Below are 21,997 nucleotides of genomic sequence, written 5' to 3'. Positions count from 1 at the left end.
GAAAGCGGGAAGCAAAAGCACCATGCCCAATGCCGTCAAAACCATCCGCGCCTTCAACGCCGACCGCGACCCCGAACGCCTGGCGATGAAATACGCCAACCTGCGCTCGAGCCCCTTCGTCTTCCTGCGCGGCACCTGCCACCTGTTCTACGACCGCCTGCCCTCGGGCGCGCTGTTCGCCAAGGCGCCGCTGGCCTGGCTGTGCGGCGACGCGCACCTCGAGAACTTCGGCAGCTACAAGGGCGACAACCGGCTGGTCTATTTCGACCTCAACGATTTCGACGAGGCCGCGCTGGCGCCCGTGACCTGGGAACTGGTGCGCTTCCTCACGAGCATCCTCGTGGCCGGCGACGGCCGCAGCCGCGGCGCCGCCGAGTCCCCCGCGCTGTGCAGGGTCTTCCTCGATGCCTACGCGGGCGCGCTCGCGCTCGGCAAGGCCCGCTGGGTCGAGCGCGACACCGCGACCGGCCTGGTGCGCGAACTGCTCGACACCCTCAAGGCGCGCACCCGCCCCGCCTTCCTCGACCGGCGCACCGAGCGCAAGGGCCGCCGGCGCCTGATCCGCAGCGACGGCAAGCATGCGCTGCCGGTTACCGAGGCGCAGCGCGAGCGCGTCGTCAAGCTGGTCGATCGCTTCGCGGCCTCGCAGCCCAACCCGGGCTTCTTCGAGGTGCTCGACGTGGCGCGGCGCATCGCCGGCACCGGCAGCCTGGGCGTGGAGCGCTACATCGTGCTGGTTGAGGGCAAGGGCTCGCCCGATGCCAACTACCTGCTCGACCTCAAGCAGGCGCTGCCGTCCTCGCTCGCGCCGCACCTGAAGAAGACGGCGCAGCCCGCCTGGGAATCGGAGGCGCACCGCGTGGTCGCGCTGCAGCGTCGCATGCAGGCCGTGTCGATGGCCTTCCTGCATCCGATCGTGACGCGCAAGAGCTCGTATGTGCTGCGCGGCCTGCAGCCCAGCGAGGACCGCGTGAGCCTCGACGTGCACCGCACGCGGCCCGCCGACATCCGCGCCGTGCTCGACGACATGGGGCAGCTCATGGCCTGGGCGCAATTGCGCAGCGCGGGCCGGCAGGGCTCGGCCATCGCGGATGCCCTGGTCGATTTCGGCGCCTCGGCGAAGTCGTGGCGCGCGGACCTGCTCGACGCCGCGCAGCAATGCGCCGCGCAGGTGGCGAAGGACTGGGCGCTGTACTGCGAGGCCTACGACGCGGGCGCGATGGTCATCCGACCAACCCGACCACCGAGCGCACCACGCTGACCGCCGCCAGCGCGATCAGCAGGTTCAGCACATGCCGCCTGAACTGCTCGGGCGACACCCCCTTGAACGAGCGCTGCCCCCACCAGATGCCGGCCAGCATCGCGGGCGCGAGCCACAGCGCCCACTTGAAGGTGTCGGGCCCGAGCAGCCGGCCGGTGGCATGCGCGGCCGGCATCAGCGCGGCGCTCGCGAGCGAGACCACGTCGCTGAACAGCAGCAGTGCGATCAGCGTGGCGCGCAGCGCGGCCGGTGCCATCGCGGTGGTGCTCAGCAGCACGGCGATGGCGATGCCGCCGATGGCGGCCACGCCGTTGATGAAGCCCGAGGCCAGGCCGGCGCCGAAGCGCACCGCGCGCGTGGGCACCAGCGTGGCGCGCGCGCCGCTGCGCAGCAGCAGCGCGGCGGCCATCAGCAGCGCGCCGATCAGGAGGCGCAGCGGCGTCTCGGGCAGCCAGGCCAGCAACGCCACGCCGAGCGGGATGAACAGCAGGTTGCCGAGCATCAGCCAGCCGAGCCAGGGCATGTCGACGTCGCGCGCGATGCCGCGCAGCTGGCTCAGGCTCGCGAGGATCTCGAGCATGAAGATCGCGGGCACCACCAGCGCGGGCGAGACCACAAGCGACATGCCGGCCACCGTGATGGCCGAGAAGCCGAAGCCCGCGAAGCCGCGCACCACGCCGGCCGCGAACACCACGCACAGGCTGTAGGCCAGCAGCAGCGGCGCCAGCGGCGGTGTCAGCAGGTCGGCCGGGTTCATGCCGCGAACAGCGGCAGCAGCTTGAGCCGCTGCACCTTGCCCGAGGGCCCGCGCGGCAGGTCGGTCACGAAGCGGTAGTGGCCCGGCGCCTTGTAGCGCCCGAGCGCCTCGGCGCTGAAGGCGCGCAGCTCGTCCTCGCCGCAGGCGCAGCCCTCGCGCAGCACGATGCACACGCCGACCTCCTGGCCGTAGTGGCGGTCGGGCACGCCGACGGCCGCGGCCTCGAGCACGGCGGGATGCCGCAGCAGGGCCTCGTCGATCTCGCGCGGCGCGATGTTCTCGCCGCCCTTGATGATCAGTTCCTTGATGCGGCCGGTGACGAAGAAGAAGCCGTCGGCATCGCGGTGGCCGAGGTCGCCGGTGCGCAGCCAGCCGTCGGGCGTGAAGCTGGCGCGCGTGGCCTCCTCGTTCTTGTAGTAGCCGCGCATCACGTTGGGCCCGCGGATCGCGAGCTCGCCGGTGCTGCCGTCGGGCACTTCGGCGAGTGCCGCGTCGATCACGCGCGCCTCGCAGCCCGAGGCGCGGCCGACCGAGCCCAGCTTGCGCCGCGCCGGGTCGAGCGGGTTCGAGAACGAGGGCGCGGCGGTCTCGGTGAGGCCCATGGTCTCGACGATGCCGATGCCGAACAGGCGCTCGAAGGCGCGGTGGTGCTCGGGCGGCAGCGCGGCCGAGGCCGAGCGGCAGAAGCGGATGGCGGCCGTGCGTTCCCGCGCCGGTGCCTCGCCCTCGAGCAGGTACGAGATCATGGTCGGCACCACGTTGATCCAGCTGCAGCCGGCCTGCGCCGCCTGCTCCCAGAAGCGGCCGGCCGAGAACTTCGGCGGCATCGCGAGGCTGCCGCCGTGCGCGAGCGGCGCCAGCATGGTCACGCAGAAGGCGTTGATGTGATAGAGCGGCAGCACCGCGAGCACGCGGTCGGCGCTTCCCAGTTCATGCTCGGCGCTGATCGCCTGCGCATTGGCCGCGAGGTTGCGCTGCGTGAGCATCACGCCCTTGGGCTGGCCCGTGGTGCCCGAGGTGTACATCAGCAGCGCGACCGCGTCGGGCGAGGGCACGGGAAGCGACGTCGCTTCGCCTTCCCCGGGCAGCGCGAGCCCGTCGGGATCGGCCACCAGCACCGACACCGGCCGGCCGATGTCCGCGAGCATCGCGCGCACGCGTTCTTCCCACTCGGGCGCCACGCAGACCACGCGGCAGTCGGAGTGCGCGAGCACGTAGCGCATCTGCTCGGGCTGCGACAGCAGGTTGACCGGGTTCACGACCATCCCCGCATGCATGGCGCCGAGCAGCAGCCGCAGCGTCTGCAGGCCGTTGGGCATCACCACCGAGACGGTGTCGCCGGGCCGCGCGCCGGCCGCCTGCAGCGCACCGGCCACGCGGCGGCAACCGAGCGCGAGCGCGGCGCAGTCGATGCGCGCCTCGCTCTCGGTGGACAGCGCATACACCGCGCCCGGCTGGCGCGCGGCGACCTGCTCGATCAGGCCATGGACGGTGTCGCCGTCGCCCGCCGCCATGCTCAGTGCGCTCCGTGCTGCGCGAAGAAGGCGCCGAAGATCTGTTCCTCGCTCGGCACCTGCTCGGCGATCGGCCGCGACACGCGCGTGATGTTGAGGTAGTGCCGGTAGTTCATGTTGTCGGAGAAGTTGTTGCGGCCCCAGGTGCCGCAGCCCATCGAGAGCGAGAACGGCAGGCCGTTGTCGAAGCTGCCGCCGGTGGCGATGCAGTGCGCCTGGTCGACGATCACGCGCGACACCGGCAGCGACAGGCCGAGCTCGAGCGCGCGCTCGGGCACGGCCGAATGCAGGCCCACCGAATGGCCCGCGCCCTCGTAGCCGTAGATGCGCTCGACGATCGAGGCCGCATGCGCGAAGTCGCGCGCCGCATAGACCGCGAGCACCGGGCTGAGCTTCTCGCCCGAGAACGGATGGTCGTGGCCCACGCCGTCCTCGGCCACCATCAGGATGCGCGGGTCGGCCTCGGCGATCGCCTGCCAGGCCGCGCGGTTGGCGCCGTCGACCTCGGCGGCGCGCTCGGCGATGGCACGCGCCGACTGGCCGATGACCGCGGGCGAGAGCTTGCCCCCGGGCCACATCAACTGCTGCAGCGTGGCCTTCTGCGCCTCGCCGAGCATCACGGCGCCGCGGTCCTTGAGGGCCGCGAGCAGGCGCGCGCGCACCGCGTCGACGACCACCAGGCTGTTCTCCGACGAGCAGCTGGTCGCGTTGTCGAAGGTCTTCGAGCGCACGATGCGATCGGCCGCGGCCTCGGTGTCGGCCGTCTCGTCGACGATGCCCGCGACATTGCCGGCGCCCACGCCGAAGGCCGGCGTGCCGCTCGCATAGGCGGCGCGCACATTGGCCTGCGAGCCGGTCGCCACCACCAGGTCGCACAGCCGCATCAGCTCGGCCGTCGACTGCTTGTTGACGGGTGCGGGCAGCAGCTGCACCAGGTCGCGCGGCGCGCCGATGCGGTCGAACTGCTGGTGGATGAATTCGATCAGCCGCGCCGCGGTGCTCCAGCCCTTGGGCGAGGGCGCGACGATCACCGCGTTGCGGCCCTTGAGCGCGTTGATGATCTTGTTGGCCGGCGTCGCGCCCGGGTTGGTCGAGGGCGTGATCGCGCACACCACGCCGACCGGCCGCGCGATCTCGACGATGCCGCGCGCCGGGTCCTCGGCGATCACGCCGACCGAGCGCGCGCCCTGCAGGTCGCGCAGCAGGCCGAAGGTCTTGCGGTGGTTCTTGCGCACCTTGTCCTCGACGTTGCCCACGCCCGTGTCGGCCACCGCCAGCTCGGCCAGTTCGCGGTTGCGCGCGGGTTCGATGATGGCCCAGCCGGCGGCCGTGACCGCCATGTCGACCTGGGCCTGCGACCAGGTCTCGTAGATGCGCTGCGCCGCGCGGGCGCGTGCCACCAGTTCGACGATGGGGCCCGAGGTTTCTGAGGAGGATACGGAGGTGTTCATGGAAATCGCTCGGCGCCCGTGGCGCCGTTCATCAAGAAGAGAAGAAAAACTAGTCGACGCGGATGTTCGCTTCCTTGGCGAGCTTGCTCCAGCGCACGAGTTCGGTCGACACCACCTTGCCGAGCTGCTCGGGCGTGCCGCCCACGCCTTCGCTGCCCTGGGCCAGCAGCTTGTCGCGGATGTCGGGTTCCTTCACCACCGTGTTGATCACGCGGTTGAGCCGGTCGATCGCGGGTTGCGGCGTCTTCGCGGGCACGAACACCGCGTACCAGGAGTCGACGTCGAAGTCGGGAATGCCGGCCTCCTGCATCGTCGGCACATCGGGGAAGGCGGCGCTGCGCTTGGTGGTCGACACGGCCAGCGCCTTGAGCTTGCCGGCCTTCACGAACTGCGCCGCGGCGGGAATCGACACCCACAAGAGCGGCACCTGGCCGCCCATCACGTCGGTGACCGCCGGGCCGCCGCCGCGGTAGGGCACGTGCGTCATCTGCGTGCCGGTGCGCAGCTTCAGCAGCTCGCCCGCGAGGTGGCCGGGCGAGCCGTTGCCCACCGAGGCGAAGGAGATGCTGTCGGGCTTGGCCTTGGCCATCGCGACCAGCTCGGCCACGGTGCTGGCCGGGAACTGCGGGTTCGCCACCAGGATCTGCGGCAGCGAGGCCACCAGGCCCACGGGCGCGAAGTCCTTCGCGGTGTCGAACGAGAGCTTGTTGTAGATGGCCGGGTTGATGGTGTGCGAGGACAGCGTGAACAGCACCGTGTAGCCGTCGGCCGGCGACTTGGCGACCAGTTCGGTGCCGATCGAGCCGGCCGCGCCGCCGCGGTTGTCGATCACGACCGGCTGGCCCAGCAGCGTCTGGAAGCGCTCCTGCACGATGCGCGCGATCACGTCGGTGCCGCCGCCGGGCGGGTAGGGCACGATCAGCTTGATCGGCTTGCTGGGGTAGTCGCTCCCGTTCTGCGCGACGGCGGCCAGCGGCGATGCCAGCGTCGCGGCGGCCAGCAGCCCCGCGCGCAACCAGGGGGCGGACAAGGACAGTCTCATACGGGTCTCCTTCTCGTTGGGGTGGCGGGGGCGGTGGCGGGGCGGTAGCCCAGCGTGGCGCTGGCGTCGCGTGCGCAGGCCATGATGCGATCGGAGAGTTCGCGCGCCTGGGTGCGCGCGAAGCGGATGGAGGGCACGCTCATGCCGACGGCGGCCACCGCCGTGCCGCGCGCATCGAACACCGGCACGCCGAGGCCGCAGACGCCCAGGCGCCATTCCTCGCGGTTCTCGGCATAGCCGCGCGCGCGGCTGCGCTCGAGCTCGGCCTGCAGCGCATCGAAGTCGACGATGCTGTGCGGCGTGTGGGGCTGCAGCGTGCCGAACATCACCCGCAGCGCGGCGGCGTCGAGCCGCGCGGCCGCCAGCATCGCCTTGCCCGAGGCCACGCAGCAGGCCGGCGCGCGGCCGCCGATGCGCGAATAGGCGGCCACGGGCAGCGGGCTGTCGAACTTGTCGAGGTAGACGATCTCGGCGCCGTCGAGCACCGCGAGATGGATGGTCTCACCGCTGGCCTGCGCCAGTGCCGCGAGATGCGGGCGCAGCAGCGCGCCGATGTCGGCCGCCTCGGAGACCATGGCGCCGAGCTCGAACAGCCGCAGGCTCGGCCGGTAGGCGCTGGTGTCGGCGTCCTGCACCGCCCAGCCGCATTCCACCAGCGTCTGCAGCGTGCGATGGGCATTGCTGCGCGCCATGCCGAAGGCAAGGGCGACGTCGGTCACGCGGCAGGCGCGTGCCTGGCGTGCCATCCATTCCATGACGGCGAGGCCTTTGGCGAGCGTGGAATCCATGCGTCTCCGTTGTCCCGACGCTTTCGATGAATTCCAAATATTGGAACAGCGTTCGGATAATTGAAACTCAATGTACAAACGCCGATGGCGCTTGTCAACGCGACACTTTCGGCTGACATGGCGCGCGGGCCATGCGGAACTCAGTGCCGGTGCCGCCCCGCCATCAACCCGATCACCTCGCGGAAGATCGCATTGCCCGTCGAGGTCGCGAGGTCCAGCACGTGGCTGTGGCTGTAGTAGGGGCTCAGGTCCAGCCCCACGCCGATGCCGGCGATCGCGATGTCGCGCTGCTGCTCCTGGCGCGCCAGCACCTCGCGCAGGTGGTGGTCGAGGTAGTGCGGATCGTTGGCGAGATGGGTCGCGCTGTCCATCGGCGAGCCGTCGGAGATCACGAGCAGCAGCTTGCGCTCCTCGCTGCGCGCGCGCAGCCGCGTGCAGGCCCAGTCCACGGCTTCGCCGTCGATGCCCTCGCGGAACAGCTCGGGCCGCAGCAGCGCGGCCATCGGCGCGCGCGCGCGGCGCCAGGGCGTGCCCGCGGCCTTGAACACCAGGTGGCAGCGCTCGTTGAGCCGGCCCGGGTGCGCGGGCCGGCCCGCGCGCAGCCAGTCGCGCTGCGCGCGGCCGCCGTTCCAGGCGCCGGTGGTGAAGCCCAGCACCTCGCTGGCCACGCCGGCCTGCTCGAGGGCCCGCGCGAGCACGTCGACCAGCATCGCGACCGATTCGGCATGCTCCTTCATCGAGCCCGAGCAATCGATGAGGAAGCTGACCACGCAATCGGCCAGCGGCTCCTCGCGCTCGATACGGAACAGCCGCCGTTCGGCCGGCGAGGCTACGAGCTGGGCGAGCCGGCGGCCGTCGATGCGGCCTTCCTCCTGGCCGCCGTCCCAGCCGTCGCGCTCGGGCACGGCCAGCAGCGCGCGCAGTTCGCGCGCGAGCCGCGCCAGGTTCACGCCCTGCGCCGCGATGCGGCGGTCGAGCCGCTCGCGCAATTCGGCCAGCAGCTCGCGGCGCACCAGCGTGGCGGCCTCGTGCTCGCGGTCGTGCTCGGTGGTGAACACGCGGTAGGCGGCACCGGCCTCCTCGAGCAGCCGGCTGCGCCCGGATTGCGCGCTGACGTGCTGCTCGACGATCTCGCGGTCCATCTCGGCGACCAGGCTGAACACGCTGCGCTTGTCGTCGGTGTCGTTCTGGCGCGCATCGGGTGCTTCGTCATCGCCGCCGGCCTCGTGCAGCATCGTGGCGACCGTGCGCGCGATCGCCAGCGCATGCACGGCATACGCGGCCTGGTCGAAGCGATCGCGCCGCAGTCCGCCCAGCGCATGGCCGATGCGCGGCGCCAGCGCGAAGCGCGTGGCCTCGAGCATGTCCTCGGTTTCCTCGACCACCTGCTCGCCGCTCACGCGCGCGCGGCAGATCTGCGCCACCGCGTACAGCAGCAGGCCGCGCGCGGTCTCGGTCAGGCCCGAGTGGTGGAAGGCCAGCGACCACTGCGCGTGGCGATGGCGCAGGTTGCGCCGCATGCCGGCCATGGCCTCGGGCACCAGCGCCTCGGCGCGGAACTGCTCGAGCATCTCGAACAGCATGCGCTCCACCGGCTCCTCGGGCTGCAGCGTGCGGTGCAGCGCGGCATCGGAGCCGGCGATGCGCAGCGCGAGGCCATCGGCCACGCCGCGGAACGATTCGAAGTCGTCGGTCTCGGGCGAGGGATGCAGGTGCGGCGCGAACCACGGCAGCGGCACGCGGCCGCGGTGCAGGCGCCGGCCGCGGAAGTGCAGGTCGCGCTCGCCGCTGAAGGCGCGCACCACGCCCGCGCAGAGTTCGGCGACGCGCTCCTCCTGCCGAACCTTGCGGATGTCCTGCTGCGTCATGGCGCGCCGCGCTCAGCCGTCCGCGAGCCGGTGCGATTCCGCGAGCTCGCGGTCGAAGCAGCGCTGGAAGTACTCGGCCACCAGCGGCCGTTCGGCCTCGTCGCACTTGTTGACGAAGGAGAGGCGGAAGGCCAGCGCCACGTCCCTGAAGATCTCGAGGTTCTCGGCCCAGGTGATCACGGTGCGCGGCGACATCAGCGTCGACAGGTCGCCGGCCGCGAAGCCCTTGCGCGTGAGGTCGGCCACCGCCACCATCGCCGCGACCGTGGCGCGGCCCGCCGCGTCGGCCAGCGAGGGCACGCGCGCCTGCACGATCGCGATCTCCTCGGCCGTGGGCAGGTAGTCGAGCGAGGCGACGATGTTCCAGCGGTCGATCTGCGCATGGTTGAGCCGCTGCGCGCCGTGATACAGCCCGTTGAGGTTGCCCAGGCCGACCGTGTTGGCGGTGGCGAACAGCCGGAAGAAGGGGTGCGGGCGCAGCACCTTGTTCTGGTCGAGCAGCGTGAACTGGCCGTCGCGCTCGAGGATGCGCTGGATCACGAACATCACGTCGGGCCGGCCCGCGTCGTACTCGTCGAAGATCAGCGCCACCGGCCGCTGCAGCGCCCAGGGAACCATGCCTTCCTGGAACTCGGTGACCTGCTTGCCGTCGCGCAGCACCACCGCGTCCTTGCCGACCAGGTCGAGCCGGCTGATGTGGCCGTCGAGGTTGAGCCGCACGCAGGGCCAGTTCAGCCGCGCCGCCACCTGTTCGATGTGGGTCGACTTGCCGGTGCCGTGCAGCCCCTGCACCATCACGCGCCGGTCGCGCATGAAGCCCGCGAGGATCGCGAGCGTCACGTCGGGGTTGAAGCGGTAGACCGCGTCGATCTCGGGCACGTGCGCGTCGCGCTCGGCGAAGGCCGGCACCTGCAGGTCGGCGTCGATGCCGAAGGTCTCGCGCACGCCGACGAGGCGCGTGGGGTGGAGGGCGGCGATGTCGTTCATGGGGTGGCTGGGTGTGGAGGTGTCAGGCCTGGGCGCGGCGCGCGGGCGTCGCATCGGCATCGATGCGGCTCAGCGCGAGCGCCGCGCGCTGCAGCGCGGGCAGCAGCGTCTTGGCCTTCGCGATGTCGAGCCGCATCACGGGCGCCTGCACCGCGATGCAGAGGTTCGACGGGCTGTCGCCCGTGGCCGGCACCAGCGCGGCGATGCACAGCAGGCCGGGCAGGAACTCCTCGTTGTCGATCGCGAAGCCGTTCTTGCGCACGCGCTGGATCTCGGCCTCGAGCGCCGTGGCATCGGTCAGCGTGCTCGCCGTGTAGGCCTCGAGCGAGGCATTCGCCAGCAGCCGGCGGCGCTGCGCCTGGCCCATCTGCGCGAGGAACATCTTGCCGCTGGCCGAGCAGTGCACCGGCACGCGCGAGCCCGGGTGCAGGTAGAAGCGCAGCGGCGCCGCGGTCTCCACGCGGTCGAGGTAGACCACTTCGCTGCCCGACAGCGCCGTGAGGTTGCAGCTCTCGCCGATCTCCTCGACCAGCTGGCGCAGCACCGTGTGGCGCGCGCCGTGCAGGCTGTCGTTGAACAGCAGGTTCTCGGCCAGCCGGCGCAGCCGCGTGCCCATGCCGTAGTGGCGCCCGTCGCCCTCGCGCTGCAGCAGGCCCGCGCCCTCCATCTGCTGCAGCATGCGGTGCAGCGTGGGCTTGGGCAGGCCGGTCTCCTCCACCAGGCCCTGCAGCGAGTAGCGCTGGTCCTTGGCGGCGATCACCTCGAGCAGCGCGAACAGCCGCATCGCCGGGGTGTCGGCGCCCGGGGCCTCGGCGGAAGGCGGGAGCGACTTGACGATCTTCATGGCGGCGGATCATAGTCCTTTTGCAAAAAATAGAACATTCCGTACCGTTTTTTGGAATTTGTTTGACGCGGCACGGTACCCGTCCTATAGTCCGCCCGATTCGCCAACCCCGAAATACGGAACTTCCCGTTCCGGCTTTTTGCAGTCCGCCGTCCAGCCCTTCATCCGCAGGAGACACCGACCCATGAGCAAGCAACCCACCCGCGAAGCCGTCACCGGCGTGCAGAAGATGACGCCCTCCGAGGCCTTCGTCGAGACCATGGTCGCCAATGGCGTGACCGACATCTTCGGCATCATGGGCTCGGCCTTCATGGACGCGATGGACATCTTCGCGCCCGCCGGCATCCGCCTCGTGCCCGTGGTGCACGAGCAGGGCGCGGCCCACATGGCCGACGGCTATGCGCGCGTGTCGGGCCGCCACGGCGTGGTGATCGGCCAGAACGGCCCCGGCATCAGCAACTGCGTGACCGCCATCGCGGCCGCCTACTGGGCGCACAGCCCGGTCGTGATGATCACGCCCGAGACCGGCACCATGGGCATGGGCCTGGGCGGCTTCCAGGAAGCCAACCAGCTGCCGATGTTCCAGGAGTTCACCAAGTACCAGGGCCACGTGAACAACCCCAAGCGCATGGCCGAGTACACCGCGCGCTGCTTCGACCGCGCCATCTCCGAGATGGGCCCGACCCAGCTCAACATCCCGCGCGACTACTTCTACGGCGAGATCACGACCGAGATCCCGAAGCCGATGCGCGTGGAGCGCGGCGCCGGCGGCGAGAACAGCCTCAATGCCGCGGTCGAGCTGCTGGCCACCGCGAAATTCCCGGTCATCCTCTCGGGCGGCGGCGTGGTCATGGGCGACGCCGTGGAAGAGTGCAAGGCGCTCGCCGAGCGCCTGGGCGCGCCGGTGGCCAACGGCTACCTGCGCAACGACTCCTTCCCCGCGAGCCATCCGCTGTGGGCCGGCCCGCTGGGCTACCAGGGCAGCAAGGCCGCGATGAAGCTGATCGCGCAGGCCGACGTGGTGCTCGCGCTCGGTTCGCGCATGGGCCCGTTCGGCACCCTGCCGCAGCACGGCATGGACTACTGGCCCAAGGAGGCGAAGATCATCCAGGTCGAGGCCGACCACACCAACCTGGGCCTGGTGAAGAAGATCACCGTCGGCATCCACGGCGATGCCAAGGCCACGGCCAAGGCCCTGCTCGAGCGCCTCGCGGCCAAGACCCTGGCCTGCGACGCCACCAAGGCCGAGCGCGCCGCGAAGATCAAGGCCGAGAAGGAGGCCTGGGAGAAGGAGCTCGACGCCTGGACCCACGAGCGCGACCAGTTCAGCCTCGACGTGATCGAGGAAGCCAAGGGCGAGAAGACGCCCACCGGCGGCACCTACCTGCATCCGCGCCAGGTGCTGCGCGAACTCGAGAAGGCGATGCCGCCGCGCGTGATGGTCTCGACCGACATCGGCAACATCAATGCCGTGTCGAACAGCTACCTGCGTTTCGAGGAGCCGCGCTCCTTCTTCGCGCCGATGAGCTTCGGCAACTGCGGCTACTCGCTGCCCACCATGATCGGCGCCAAGTGCGCTGCGCCCGACCGCCCGGCCGTGGCCTATGCCGGCGACGGTGCCTGGGGCATGAGCATGGTCGAGATCATGACCGCCGTGCGGCACGACATTCCCGTGACCGCGGTCGTGTTCCACAACCGCCAGTGGGGCGCCGAGAAGAAGAACCAGGTCGACTTCTACAACCGCCGCTTCGTCGCTGGCGAACTCGAGAGCGAGAGCTTCGCGGGCATCGCCAAGGCCATGGGCGCCGAGGGCATCGTGGTCGACCGGCTCGAGGACGTGGGCCCGGCGCTCAAGAAGGCCATCGACCTGCAGATGAACCAGCGCAAGACCTGCGTGATCGAGATCATGTGCACGCGCGAACTCGGCGATCCGTTCCGGCGCGATGCGCTGTCGAAGCCCGTGCGCTTCCTCGACAAGTACAAGGATTACGTCTGATCGGACGGCGCCGCGCATGACCGACCAGCTGCTCACGCTCAACGCGGGCTCGTCGTCGATCAAGGTCGCGCTGTTCGACGCGGCCGGTGCCGACGGCGGCCTGCCCGCCGCGCACTGGTCGGGCCAGGCCGATGGCCTGGGCGCGGGCCTCGATGCGCGGCTGCGCATCCGCGATGCGCAGGGCCGCACCCTGCACGACGCGAAGCTCGAGGGCGATGCGCGCTCGCACCGCGGCGCGCTGGCCGCGCTGCTCGACTGGCATGCGCAGCAGGGCGGCGCCGGCCGCATCGCGGGCGTGGGCCATCGCATCGTGCATGGCGGCATGGACTTCGTGGCGCCGGTGCGCATCGACGACGCCGTGCTCGAGGACCTGGCCGCGCTCGAACCGCTCGCGCCGCTGCACCAGCCGCACAACCTCGCGGGCGTGCGCGCCGCGATGCAGGCCTTCGCCGGCGTGCCGCAGGTGGCCTGCTTCGACACCGCCTTCCATGCGGTGCAGCCCGAACTCAACCGCCGCTTCGCGCTGCCGCGCGAACTGCACGACGCGGGCGTGCGGCGCTACGGCTTCCACGGGCTCTCGTACGAGTCGATCGCGCACCAGCTCGCGCGGCAGGCACCCGAGGCCGCGAACGGCCGCGTGATCGTCGCGCACCTGGGCAACGGCGCCTCGATGTGCGCCATCGCACAGGGGCGTTCGGTCGCCACCACCATGAGCTTCTCGCCGCTCGACGGTCTCACCATGGGCACGCGCTGCGGCCGACTCGATGCCGCGGTGGTGCTCTACCTGATGCGGTCGCGCGGCATGTCGGCCGATGCGGTCGAGAAGCTGCTGTTCCGCGAGTCGGGCCTGCTCGGGCTCTCGGGCGTGTCGAGCGACATGCGCGCGCTGGAAGCATCGGACGAACCCGCGGCCGCCGAGGCCATCGACCATTTCGTCGAGCAGGTGGTGCAGCACATGGGCAGCCTCGCTGCGGCCTTGCGCGGTGTCGATGCGATCGTGTTCACGGGCGGCATCGGCGAGAACGGTGCCGGGCTGCGCGCGCGGGTGCTCGAGGACTGCGCGTGGATGGGGGTGGAACTCGATGCCGCTGCCAATGGCGGTGGGCAGGCGCGGATCTCGACCGGTAGCAGTCGCATCAGTGCGTGGGTGCTGCGCACCGATGAGGAAGCCGTGATCGCGCGCCACACGGCGCGCGTGCTCGCCTAGCCCGGCAACGGCGCCACCGCCCCGCGCGGCACGCTCGCGCCGCAATGGCGCAGGAAGTCCGCGGTCGCGCGGCCCAGCAGCTTGTCGCGGTGCATCACGGTCGCGAGCCGCCGCGTGCCCGCGGGCAGTTTCGTGCGCAGCTCGACCAGGTGCCCGTCCTCCAGCGCCTGCGCCACCGTGTAGCGCGAGAGACAGGCCAGGCCCGTGCCCGAGGCCACCACGCGCTTGATGGCCTCGGTGCTGCCGAGCTCGAAACCCACCTGCACCTGCTCGAGGTTCTGGATCAGCCAGGCATCGGTGACCTGGCGCGTGCCCGAGCCGTGCTCGCGCAGCACCCAGGTGGCCTGCGACAGCTGCCGGTGCGTGGCGACCCGGTCGGCCAGCGCATGGCCGGGCGCGGCCACGATCACGAGTTCGTCGGTGCGCCAGGCGCGCACCACCAGGTCGGGATGGGTCTGCGGCCCCTCGATGAAGCCGACGTCGACGTCGAAGCCCGCCACCGCGTCGATCACGTCGCGCGTGTTGGCGATGTGCAGGTGCACCTGGCTCTGCGGATGCAGCGCGGTCCAGGCCGACACGCGCTCGGGCAGCAGGTATTCGCCGATGGTGAAGCTGGCCGCCACGCGCAGCGGCGCCGCATGCTCGCCGCTGAACAGGGCCTGCACCTCCGCCGCCTGGTCGAGCAGCGCCTGGGCCTTGGGCAGCAGCGCGCGGCCGTTCTCGTTGAGCACCAGCCGGCGGCCGATGCGGTCGAACAGCAGGGCGCCGACCGAGCCTTCGAGGTCGGCCAGCGCGCTGCTGGCGGCCGATTGCGAGCGCGCGATGCGGTCGGCCGCGGCGCGCGTGCTGCCGCCGCGCGCGGTGGCCACGAAGACCTCGAGCTGGCGCAGGTTGAGGCGCAGGCGGGTCGAATTCTGCTGATCTGATTTTCCGGTCATCGTGAGCAATATTCTGCGCTTTTCCGTTCGATCGATGCTGCCTACCATCGGCCGGCCACGCTTGAAAACAAAGGACCGCCAGTGTTCAGTTTCCTGTCCCGCGAGCCCGTGCACGATCCGCTGGCGGCGCCCACGCCCACCGACCAGACCGAGGTCAAGACCACCACCTGCTACATGTGCGCCTGCCGCTGCGGCATCCGCGTGCATCTGCGAGAGGGCGAGCACGGGCCCGAGGTGCGCTACATCGACGGCAACCCCGACCATCCGCTCAACAAGGGCGTGATCTGCGCCAAGGGTTCCTCGGGGATCATGAAGCAGGTGTCGCCCGCGCGGCTCACGCAGCCGCTGCTGCGCAGGCCCGGCAGCGAACGCGGCGCCGGCGAGTTCGAGCCGATCGGCTGGGACCGCGCCTTCGAGATCCTGACCGAGCGGCTCGCGAAGATCCGCGCCACCGATCCGAAGAAGTTCGCGCTGTTCACCGGCCGCGACCAGATGCAGGCGCTCACCGGCCTGTTCGCGCGCCAGTTCGGCACGCCCAACTACGCGGCGCATGGCGGCTTCTGCTCGGTCAACATGGCCGCGGGCATGATCTACACCATCGGCGGCAGCTTCTGGGAGTTCGGCGGCCCCGACCTCGAGCGCGCCAAGCTGTTCGTGATGATCGGCACCGCCGAGGACCATCACAGCAACCCGATGAAGATCGCCATCAGCAAGTTCAAGCGCGATGGCGGGCGCTTCATCTCGATCAATCCGGTGCGCACCGGCTACTCGGCCATCGCCGACGAATGGATCCCGATCAAGCCCGGCACCGACGGCGCGCTGCTGATGGCGCTGCTGCACGAGCTGATCGCGAGCGAGCTGATCGACCACGCCTTCCTCAAGCGCTTCACCAACGCGCCGCAGCTGGTGGTGCTCGACGACTGCGAGCGCGAGGGCCTGTTCGCCTTCGACCCCGAGCGCGGCCCGCCCGGTGACGGCCGCCATCCGCACAACAAGCTGGTGTGGGACAAGGCCAGCGGCACGGTGAAGCCCGCCTATCCCGAGGGCATCGCCGAGGGTTGCGATCCCGCGCTCGAGGGCCACTACACGCTGGCCGACGGCACGCGGGTCGCGCCCTCGTTCCAGCTGCTGCGCGAGCGCGTGGCCAGCTGCACGCCCGAATGGGCGCAGGCCATCACCGGCATCGATGCGGCGCGCATCCGCAAGCTGGCGCGCGAGATGGGCGAGACCGCGCTGCGCCAGGCCTTCGAGCTGCCGATCGCCTGGACCGATGCCTGGGGCAAGCGGCACGAGACCACGCAGGCGCGGCCCGTGGCCTTTCATGCGATGCGCGGGCTGGCGGCGCATTCGAACGGCTTCCAGACCGTGCGCGCGCTCGCGATCCTGATGAGCGTGCTCGGCACCATCGACGCGCCCGGCGGCTTTCGCCACAAGGCGCCGTACCCGCGCCACATCGTGCCCAACTACCGGGCCTTCAACGACCCCGGGATGATCCAGCCCAACACGCCGCTCAATGCGGCGCCGCTGGGCTTCCCGGCCAGCCCCGACGAACTCGCGATCAACCCCGACGGCTCGCCGATCCGCATCGACCATGCCTTCTCGTGGGAGCATCCGCTGTCGGCCCACGGGCTGATGCACAACGTCATCACCAATGCGGTGAAGGGCGATCCCTACCGCATCGACACCTTGCTGATCTTCATGGCCAACATGGCCTGGAACTCGAGCATGAACACGATGGGCGTGCGCGAGATGCTCAATCGCAAGGACGAGCAGGGCGAGTACATGATCCCGTTCCTGGTGGTGTGCGATGCCTTCCAGAGCGAGACCGTGGCCTTCGCCGACCTGGTGCTGCCCGACACCACCTACCTCGAGCGCCACGATGTGATGAGCATGCTCGACCGGCCGATCTCGGAGTTCGACGGGCCGGTCGATTCGGTGCGCATCCCGGTGGTGCCGCCCACGGGCCAGTGCAAGCCCTTCCAGGAGGTGCTGATCGAGCTGGCCTCGCGGCTGAAGTTTCCGGCCTTCACCACGGCCGAGGGTGGCCGCAAGTACGCCGACTATCCCGACTTCGTCGTCAACTTCCAGCCGCAGCCGGGCATCGGCTTCTTGATGGGCTGGCGCGGCAAGGACGGCACCGAGCACCTGCGCGGCGAGCCCAATCCGAAGCAGTGGGAGGCCTATGCGCAGAACAACTGCGTGTTCCAGTACCACATGCCCGAGACCATGCACTACATGCGCAACTGGAACCGCGAGTACCTCGACTTCGCGAAGGACAAGGGCTGGCGCCAGCGCAACGACCCGGTGCAGCTCGCGCTCTATTCCGACACGCTGCAGAGCTTCCGCCTGGCCGCGCAGGGCAAGAGCCAGGGCCGCCAGCCGCCCGAGGGCCTGCGCGAGCGCATCGCCACCTACTTCGATCCGCTGCCCTTCTGGTATGCGCCGCTCGAGGAGGCCGCGACCGACACCGCGGCCTATCCGCTCAATGCGCTCACGCAGCGGCCGATGGCGATGTACCACTCGTGGGATTCGCAGAACGCGTGGCTGCGGCAGATCCACAGCCACAACTACCTGCACGTGAATCCCGTGACGGCCGAAGCGGCGGGCATTGCCGATGGCGGCTGGTGCTGGGTCGAGAGCCAGTGGGGCAAGGTGCGCTGCATGCTGCGCTACAGCGAGGCGGTGGAGCCCGGCACGGTGTGGACCTGGAATGCGATCGGCAAGGCCGACGGCGCATGGCAGCTCGCGCCGGGCGCCGACGAGGCGCGCAAGGGCTTCCTGCTCAACCACCTGATCAGCGAGGAGCTGCCGTGCGCGGGCACGGCCAGCGGGCGCATCAGCAATTCGGATCCGATCACGGGGCAGGCCGGCTGGTACGACGTGCGCGTGCGCATCCGGCCGGCCGAGCCCGGCGAACCCGAGGAGAGCTATCCGCAGTTCGCGAGCATGCCGAGCGCGCCCGGCGTGCTGGGCAAGGCGGCGCAGGTGTTGACGTACTTTGCGGGGAGGGGGCGGAAATGATGCAATGGTTGAAGGACCTCGTGGCGGGGGCCGCGCAGCCCCAGGCCGTGGCCGGCGCCGCCGGTGCATTCCTGCCGGCCTCCGCGGGCGGGGCGGCGACGAGCCAGCGCGCCGAGCCCGGCGAAACCCTCGCCAAGCAGCTCGCCCTCGTGATCGACCTCAACGTCTGCGTCGGCTGCCATGCCTGCGTGACCTCGTGCAAGCAGTGGAACACCTCGGGCAGCGCGGGCCCGCTCGCGGACTTCGAGCCCTATGGCGCGAACCCCACGGGCACCTTCTTCAACCGCGTGCAGACCTACGAGGCCGGTTCGTTCCCGAACACCGACACCGTGCACTTCCCCAAGAGCTGCCTGCACTGCGAGGACCCGCCCTGTGTGCCGGTCTGTCCGACCGGCGCGAGCTACAAGCGCAAGGAAGACGGCATCGTGCTGGTCGACTACGACAAGTGCATCGGCTGCAAGTACTGCGCCTGGGCCTGTCCCTACGGCGCGCGCGAACTCGACGAGGAGCGCCAGGTCATGACCAAGTGCACGCTGTGCGTCGACCGCATCTACGACGAGCAGCTGCCCAAGGAAGACCGCAAGCCCGCCTGCGTGAAGGCCTGCCCCACCGGCGCGCGCCTGTTCGGCGACGTGAAGGATCCCGACTCCGAGGTCTCGCGCGCGATCCGCGAGCGCGGCGGTTATCCGCTGATGCCCGAGTGGGAGACCAACCCCGCCAACCGCTACCTGCCGCGCCGCAACATGGCGGCGCCCGCGCAGGGAACGCCGGAGTAGCGCGCATGCATCCCGCCTTCTCGATCCTCTTCTTCACCACGCTGGCCGGCGCCGCGCAGGGCCTGGTGGCCGCGCTCGCGCTGGCCGTGCTGTTCGGCCTCGGGCTGTCGCCGGGCTTCCTCGGCAGCGCGCTGGCGCTGGCCGAGCTGCTGCTGGTCGCGGGCCTCGCGGCCTCGTTCATGCACCTGGGCCGCAAGACGCGCGCCTGGCGCGCGGTGCTGATGTGGCGCACCTCGTGGATGTCGCGCGAGGTGATCGTGCTGCCGGCCTTCATCGCGCTGGTCGCGCTGTGGTGGCTCGCGCTGCGGCTCGAGGTCGCGGCGCCGTGGTCGGTGCTGCTGCCCGTGCTGGTGCTGGGGGGCGCCGTCGCGCTGTGGTACTGCACCGCGATGATCTACGCCTGCCTGCGCTTCATCCAGGAGTGGGCGCATCCGCTGACCATCGCCAACTTCATGCTGATCGGGCTGTCGTCGGGCCTGGTGCTGGCCTGCGCGCTCGCCGCCTGGGCCGGCGAGGCGCGCTTCGTGCAGGCCCTCGGCCCGTGGGCGTTGGCCTTCACGCTCGTGGCCTGGGCCGTGCGCGCGTTCACGCTGCGCCGCAATGCGCGGCTGCGTCCGCGCTCCACCTTGCAGTCGGCCACGGGCATTCGCACGCACAAGCTGGTGCAGAAGTCGATGGGTATGTCGGCGGGCTCGTTCAACACGCGCGAGTTCTTCCATGGCGCCTCGCAGCTCGCGCTGCGCCAGGTCAAGCTGGGCTTCCTGCTGCTGGCCTTCGCGCTGCCCGCGCTGCTGCTGGCCTGGGGCCTCGCGAGCGCGGCCGCGCTGCCGTGGCTGCTCGCGGTGCTGGTGCAGGCGCCGGGGCTGCTGGCCGAGCGCTGGTTCTTCTTCGCGCAGGCACAACATCCGCAGAACCTGTACTACCAGGTGGTGTCGTAGGACCGCTGCCCGTCGTCGAGGCCGCTAGGGGTTAGCACGCTGGCCGGATGCCGGGTGGTGATGCAAAAACACGCGTTGCCTTCCGAACGACAGGTTGCCCCCTCCGATGATCGACCACCTGTATTTCTTCAGTGCGAATTCCTACGTCTACGCCTCGCGCAAGGACGACTTCCCCGCCACCTCCAGGCCCCATGCGGTGCTGCTGTTCTCCGTCGACGGCACGCCGCTCACCTTGCGCACGCCGCGGCGGCAGTTCGTGGGCGGCGCGATCGCGGTGGCGCCGCAGACGGTGCGCACGCTGAGCATGTCGAACGCGGGCCTGGTGAGCATCAACCTGCCGCCGTCGTCGCCCTTCTTCAGCGCCTTCAGCAGCATCGTGCCGCCGGGCGCGCACGTGCTCGAGCGCAAGGCCTTCAAGCCCTTCGACGGTTTCCTCGCCGGCATGCACGAGGGCGCCCGCAAGCCCGCGCAGGCCGAGGAGATCTTTCGCGATCTGGTCACGATGGCGGTCGAGCAGCTGCCGCGCGCGCAGCGCATCGACACGCGCGTGCTGCAGGTGCTGCGCTACCTCGACGAGGAGCCCGAGGCCTCGCTGGTCGAGCTCGCGCGCGCCTTCGAGCTCTCGCCGCACCGCATGTCGCACCTGATCTCCGATTCGCTCGGGCTGTCGTTCCGTGCCTACCAGGCCTGGCGCAAGCAGGTGCGCGTGTGCAAGCTGCTGTACTCGGGCCGCTCGCTCACCGACATCGCGCACGAGGCGGGCCTGAGCGACTCGGCGCATCTCTCGCACTTCTACCGGCACTGGTACGGGCAGAGCCCGTCGTACTCGCGCGACCGCGAGTCGGTGAAGTTCTTCTCCTGAACGCGCCCACAAAAAAAAGCCGCCGCGGGGCGAAACCCGCGGCGGCTTTCTTCTTCATGGCGGCGCGTTCAGCGCGGCATCTGTTTCGTCGTCACGGTCGAGAAGCCGGTCTTCACGATCGAGGGAATGCCGATGTCGAGGTACTGGTCGGCATCGTCGTACTTCGGCCAGGTCACGCCGACCTTGGCGACGTTGGGATCGCCCGTGGTCGCGAAGCGGGTCCACATGCTCATCACCTCGTCGCTGAGCTTGTAGTCGCGATCGCTCACGCCCGGGTCGGCCGGAATGTCGGGGCTCGCGGGCAGCAGCGAGGTGCCGTAGATGCGCCCGACCGTGGCGAGCGAGCCGTACTGGTAGGACACCTCGAGCCCGTGGTAGGCCGCCACGCCCGCATTGGCCCAGTTCACCGGCACGTGCGTGAAGATGTAGGTGTAGATCGGCGACTTCTGCACCTTCACCATCTGCTTGAGGAAGTTGCCGCGCAGCGGGTTGGCGGCAGTGATCTCGGCGCCGCCGTTGCCCACCATGAAGGGCACGTCGCTGTGCTTGTTGTCGAGGATCAGGTTGCCGATGGTGTCGGGCAGCGACCAGTCGTCAACCGTGAAGGCCGTGGTGTAGCCGCTGCCGCTCGCGAACGAGGCCGCGATGATGTCCTGCCACGGCTTCTTGCGCAGCGCGTCGATGTCGGCCGCGCCCACCTTGGCCATCAGCTTCACGCCGTACTGCTCGGTCTGCGCGAGCGGCGTGCCGGCGGTGGTCCAGCCAGCTTCGGCGATGGCGCGGTGGAACAGCCCCTTGGCCAGCGGCGAGGCCATGAGCCAGTTGGTCTTCATGCCGCCGCCCGAGTGGCCCCAGATGGTGACGTTGCCCGGATCGCCGCCGAAGCCCTCGATGTTCGCCTGCACCCACTTGAGCGCCGCGATCAGGTCGAGCTGGCCGTAGTTGCCCGAGGACTTGTTGGCGGACTCGGCCGTGAGCGCCGGATGCGCCATGTAGCCGAGCGCGCCGATGCGGTGCTGCACCGTGACCGACACCACGCCGTGGTTGGGCAGGTTCGGCAGGTTGTCGCTCGCGCGGTTCACCGAGCCGGTGGTGAGGCCGCCGCCATGGAACAGCACCATCACCGGCAGCTTCTCGCCCTTCTTCTTCGCGGGCGTCGTGATGTTGAGGCGCAGCACGTCCTCGCCCATGCCCGACTCGGGCACGGCGTCGTAGACCGGCGACGCGGGGAAGGGCTGCGGCGCCATCTTGCTGTAGCTGGTGGCGGCATAGACACCGTCCCACGCGGCCGGCGGCTGCGGCGGTTTCCAGCGCAGGTTGCCGACCGGCGGCGCGCCGTAGGGGATGCCCTTGTACTGGTGCACCTGCGTGTCGCCTTCGCCGACCGTGCTGCCCGACACCTTGCCCGATGCGGTCTGGATCGGATCGGCATAGGCGTTCGCATCCGCCGCGGGCGGTGGGTCGCCGCCATTGCCGCCCGATGCGGGTGGCAGCGGGATGAATCCGCTGCCGCCGCCACCACCGCCGCCGCATGCCACCAGCCCCGCGCTCAATGCGAGGGCCATGAACCACTTCATCCCCGTACCTCTGTCCTGACGTTTCATGTCTCCACACCTGGTTGTTGAGTGAGCTGGCATCGTAGGAACGCAGGTGCGCGCACGCTTGTACCGAGATGCTGTGCTGACGCGGGCGCGACAACAGCAACTCGGTACAAGCGCGAGCGGTGGGAATGTGCTTGCGTGGCGCG

General features: G+C 70.3%; 17 protein-coding genes. 7 read left to right on the top strand and 10 right to left on the bottom strand.

Annotated elements, in window-relative coordinates:
• Positions 1-22: 22 nt before the first annotated feature.
• The gene (locus BM109_RS02635; RefSeq protein WP_093340306.1) at positions 23-1,261 is read left to right on the top strand and encodes a DUF2252 domain-containing protein; all 1,239 of its coding nucleotides are present in this window, start codon (positions 23-25) and stop codon (positions 1,259-1,261) included.
• Here the strand turns inward: BM109_RS02635 and BM109_RS02630 are convergent.
• From BM109_RS02630 to BM109_RS02595, 8 genes are all read right to left on the bottom strand, one after another.
• The gene (locus BM109_RS02630; protein WP_093340304.1) at positions 1,224-2,018 is read right to left on the bottom strand and encodes a sulfite exporter TauE/SafE family protein; all 795 of its coding nucleotides are present in this window, start codon (positions 2,016-2,018) and stop codon (positions 1,224-1,226) included. The two genes, BM109_RS02635 and BM109_RS02630, sit on opposite strands and share 38 nt — an antisense overlap.
• A complete protein-coding gene (locus BM109_RS02625) occupies positions 2,015-3,532 on the bottom strand; it encodes an AMP-binding protein (protein ID WP_093340303.1) in 1,518 nt (505 codons plus the stop codon). Before BM109_RS02625 ends, BM109_RS02630 begins: the two co-directional genes overlap by 4 nt.
• Positions 3,533-3,534: 2 nt before the next feature.
• Complete coding sequence (locus tag BM109_RS02620; RefSeq protein ID WP_093340301.1) at positions 3,535-4,983, bottom strand: acylating sulfoacetaldehyde dehydrogenase; 1,449 nt, start codon at positions 4,981-4,983, stop codon at positions 3,535-3,537.
• A 49-nt stretch (positions 4,984-5,032) separates the two neighbouring features.
• On the bottom strand, positions 5,033-6,025 hold the full coding sequence (locus tag BM109_RS02615; RefSeq protein ID WP_093340300.1) for a tripartite tricarboxylate transporter substrate binding protein: 993 nt from the start codon (positions 6,023-6,025) through the stop codon (positions 5,033-5,035).
• Positions 6,022-6,813: an IclR family transcriptional regulator gene (locus BM109_RS02610; RefSeq protein ID WP_093340298.1), complete on the bottom strand. Its 792-nt coding sequence runs from the start codon at positions 6,811-6,813 to the stop codon at positions 6,022-6,024. Before BM109_RS02610 ends, BM109_RS02615 begins: the two co-directional genes overlap by 4 nt.
• 140 nt (positions 6,814-6,953) lie before the next feature.
• Positions 6,954-8,681, bottom strand: coding sequence for a cobaltochelatase CobT-related protein (locus BM109_RS02605; protein ID WP_093340297.1), 1,728 nt, complete (start codon positions 8,679-8,681; stop codon positions 6,954-6,956).
• A gap of 12 nt (positions 8,682-8,693) precedes the next feature.
• Positions 8,694-9,668, bottom strand: a complete 975-nt coding sequence (locus BM109_RS02600) for an AAA family ATPase (RefSeq protein WP_093340295.1) — start codon at positions 9,666-9,668, stop codon at positions 8,694-8,696.
• A gap of 22 nt (positions 9,669-9,690) precedes the next feature.
• On the bottom strand, positions 9,691-10,512 hold the full coding sequence (locus tag BM109_RS02595) for an IclR family transcriptional regulator (protein WP_093340294.1): 822 nt from the start codon (positions 10,510-10,512) through the stop codon (positions 9,691-9,693).
• A gap of 184 nt (positions 10,513-10,696) precedes the next feature.
• Here BM109_RS02595 and xsc point away from each other — a divergent pair, with 184 nt between their 5' ends.
• The gene (xsc, locus tag BM109_RS02590) at positions 10,697-12,508 is read left to right on the top strand and encodes a sulfoacetaldehyde acetyltransferase (protein ID WP_057597042.1); all 1,812 of its coding nucleotides are present in this window, start codon (positions 10,697-10,699) and stop codon (positions 12,506-12,508) included.
• A 16-nt stretch (positions 12,509-12,524) separates the two neighbouring features.
• Positions 12,525-13,715 (top strand): acetate/propionate family kinase, encoded by a 1,191-nt coding sequence (locus BM109_RS02585; RefSeq protein WP_093340292.1) that lies wholly within the window; start codon positions 12,525-12,527, stop codon positions 13,713-13,715.
• Here the strand turns inward: BM109_RS02585 and BM109_RS02580 are convergent.
• Positions 13,712-14,653 (bottom strand): LysR family transcriptional regulator, encoded by a 942-nt coding sequence (locus BM109_RS02580; protein WP_093340290.1) that lies wholly within the window; start codon positions 14,651-14,653, stop codon positions 13,712-13,714. The two genes, BM109_RS02585 and BM109_RS02580, sit on opposite strands and share 4 nt — an antisense overlap.
• Positions 14,654-14,734: 81 nt before the next feature.
• On the opposite strand from BM109_RS02580, the gene BM109_RS02575 reads away from it, so the two are divergent.
• From BM109_RS02575 to BM109_RS02560, 4 genes are all read left to right on the top strand, one after another.
• Complete coding sequence (locus BM109_RS02575) at positions 14,735-17,674, top strand: molybdopterin oxidoreductase family protein (RefSeq protein ID WP_093340289.1); 2,940 nt, start codon at positions 14,735-14,737, stop codon at positions 17,672-17,674.
• The gene (locus BM109_RS02570) at positions 17,671-18,450 is read left to right on the top strand and encodes a 4Fe-4S dicluster domain-containing protein (RefSeq protein WP_256222286.1); all 780 of its coding nucleotides are present in this window, start codon (positions 17,671-17,673) and stop codon (positions 18,448-18,450) included. Before BM109_RS02575 ends, BM109_RS02570 begins: the two co-directional genes overlap by 4 nt.
• 5 nt (positions 18,451-18,455) lie before the next feature.
• Complete coding sequence (locus BM109_RS02565; protein WP_093340287.1) at positions 18,456-19,388, top strand: dimethyl sulfoxide reductase anchor subunit family protein; 933 nt, start codon at positions 18,456-18,458, stop codon at positions 19,386-19,388.
• Between the two features lie 106 nt (positions 19,389-19,494).
• Positions 19,495-20,250 carry a helix-turn-helix domain-containing protein gene (locus tag BM109_RS02560; protein ID WP_093340286.1) on the top strand — a complete coding sequence of 252 codons (756 nt, stop codon included), beginning with the start codon at positions 19,495-19,497 and terminating at the stop codon, positions 20,248-20,250.
• Between the two features lie 68 nt (positions 20,251-20,318).
• Here BM109_RS02560 and BM109_RS02555 read toward each other — a convergent pair whose 3' ends face one another.
• Positions 20,319-21,815, bottom strand: a complete 1,497-nt coding sequence (locus BM109_RS02555; protein WP_177239225.1) for a carboxylesterase/lipase family protein — start codon at positions 21,813-21,815, stop codon at positions 20,319-20,321.
• Positions 21,816-21,997 lie beyond the last annotated feature (182 nt).

Origin of the sequence: Variovorax sp. PDC80, from assembly GCF_900115375.1 — a bacterium.
Classification (GTDB): Bacteria; Pseudomonadota; Gammaproteobacteria; order Burkholderiales; family Burkholderiaceae_C; genus Variovorax.
Note: the sequence above shows the minus strand (reverse complement) of the source record. Positions and strands in the feature narration are given on the sequence as shown.

Coding starts and splice junctions, on each gene's coding strand:
- BM109_RS02635 (WP_093340306.1), top strand. CDS start 23: ATGCCCAATGCCGTCAAAACCATCCGCGCCTTCAACGCCGACCGCGAC.
- BM109_RS02630 (WP_093340304.1), bottom strand. CDS start 2,018: ATGAACCCGGCCGACCTGCTGACACCGCCGCTGGCGCCGCTGCTGCTG.
- BM109_RS02625 (WP_093340303.1), bottom strand. CDS start 3,532: ATGGCGGCGGGCGACGGCGACACCGTCCATGGCCTGATCGAGCAGGTC.
- BM109_RS02620 (WP_093340301.1), bottom strand. CDS start 4,983: ATGAACACCTCCGTATCCTCCTCAGAAACCTCGGGCCCCATCGTCGAA.
- BM109_RS02615 (WP_093340300.1), bottom strand. CDS start 6,025: ATGAGACTGTCCTTGTCCGCCCCCTGGTTGCGCGCGGGGCTGCTGGCC.
- BM109_RS02610 (WP_093340298.1), bottom strand. CDS start 6,813: ATGGATTCCACGCTCGCCAAAGGCCTCGCCGTCATGGAATGGATGGCA.
- BM109_RS02605 (WP_093340297.1), bottom strand. CDS start 8,681: ATGACGCAGCAGGACATCCGCAAGGTTCGGCAGGAGGAGCGCGTCGCC.
- BM109_RS02600 (WP_093340295.1), bottom strand. CDS start 9,668: ATGAACGACATCGCCGCCCTCCACCCCACGCGCCTCGTCGGCGTGCGC.
- BM109_RS02595 (WP_093340294.1), bottom strand. CDS start 10,512: ATGAAGATCGTCAAGTCGCTCCCGCCTTCCGCCGAGGCCCCGGGCGCC.
- xsc (WP_057597042.1), top strand. CDS start 10,697: ATGAGCAAGCAACCCACCCGCGAAGCCGTCACCGGCGTGCAGAAGATG.
- BM109_RS02585 (WP_093340292.1), top strand. CDS start 12,525: ATGACCGACCAGCTGCTCACGCTCAACGCGGGCTCGTCGTCGATCAAG.
- BM109_RS02580 (WP_093340290.1), bottom strand. CDS start 14,653: ATGACCGGAAAATCAGATCAGCAGAATTCGACCCGCCTGCGCCTCAAC.
- BM109_RS02570 (WP_256222286.1), top strand. CDS start 17,671: ATGATGCAATGGTTGAAGGACCTCGTGGCGGGGGCCGCGCAGCCCCAG.
- BM109_RS02565 (WP_093340287.1), top strand. CDS start 18,456: ATGCATCCCGCCTTCTCGATCCTCTTCTTCACCACGCTGGCCGGCGCC.
- BM109_RS02560 (WP_093340286.1), top strand. CDS start 19,495: ATGATCGACCACCTGTATTTCTTCAGTGCGAATTCCTACGTCTACGCC.
- BM109_RS02555 (WP_177239225.1), bottom strand. CDS start 21,815: ATGGCCCTCGCATTGAGCGCGGGGCTGGTGGCATGCGGCGGCGGTGGT.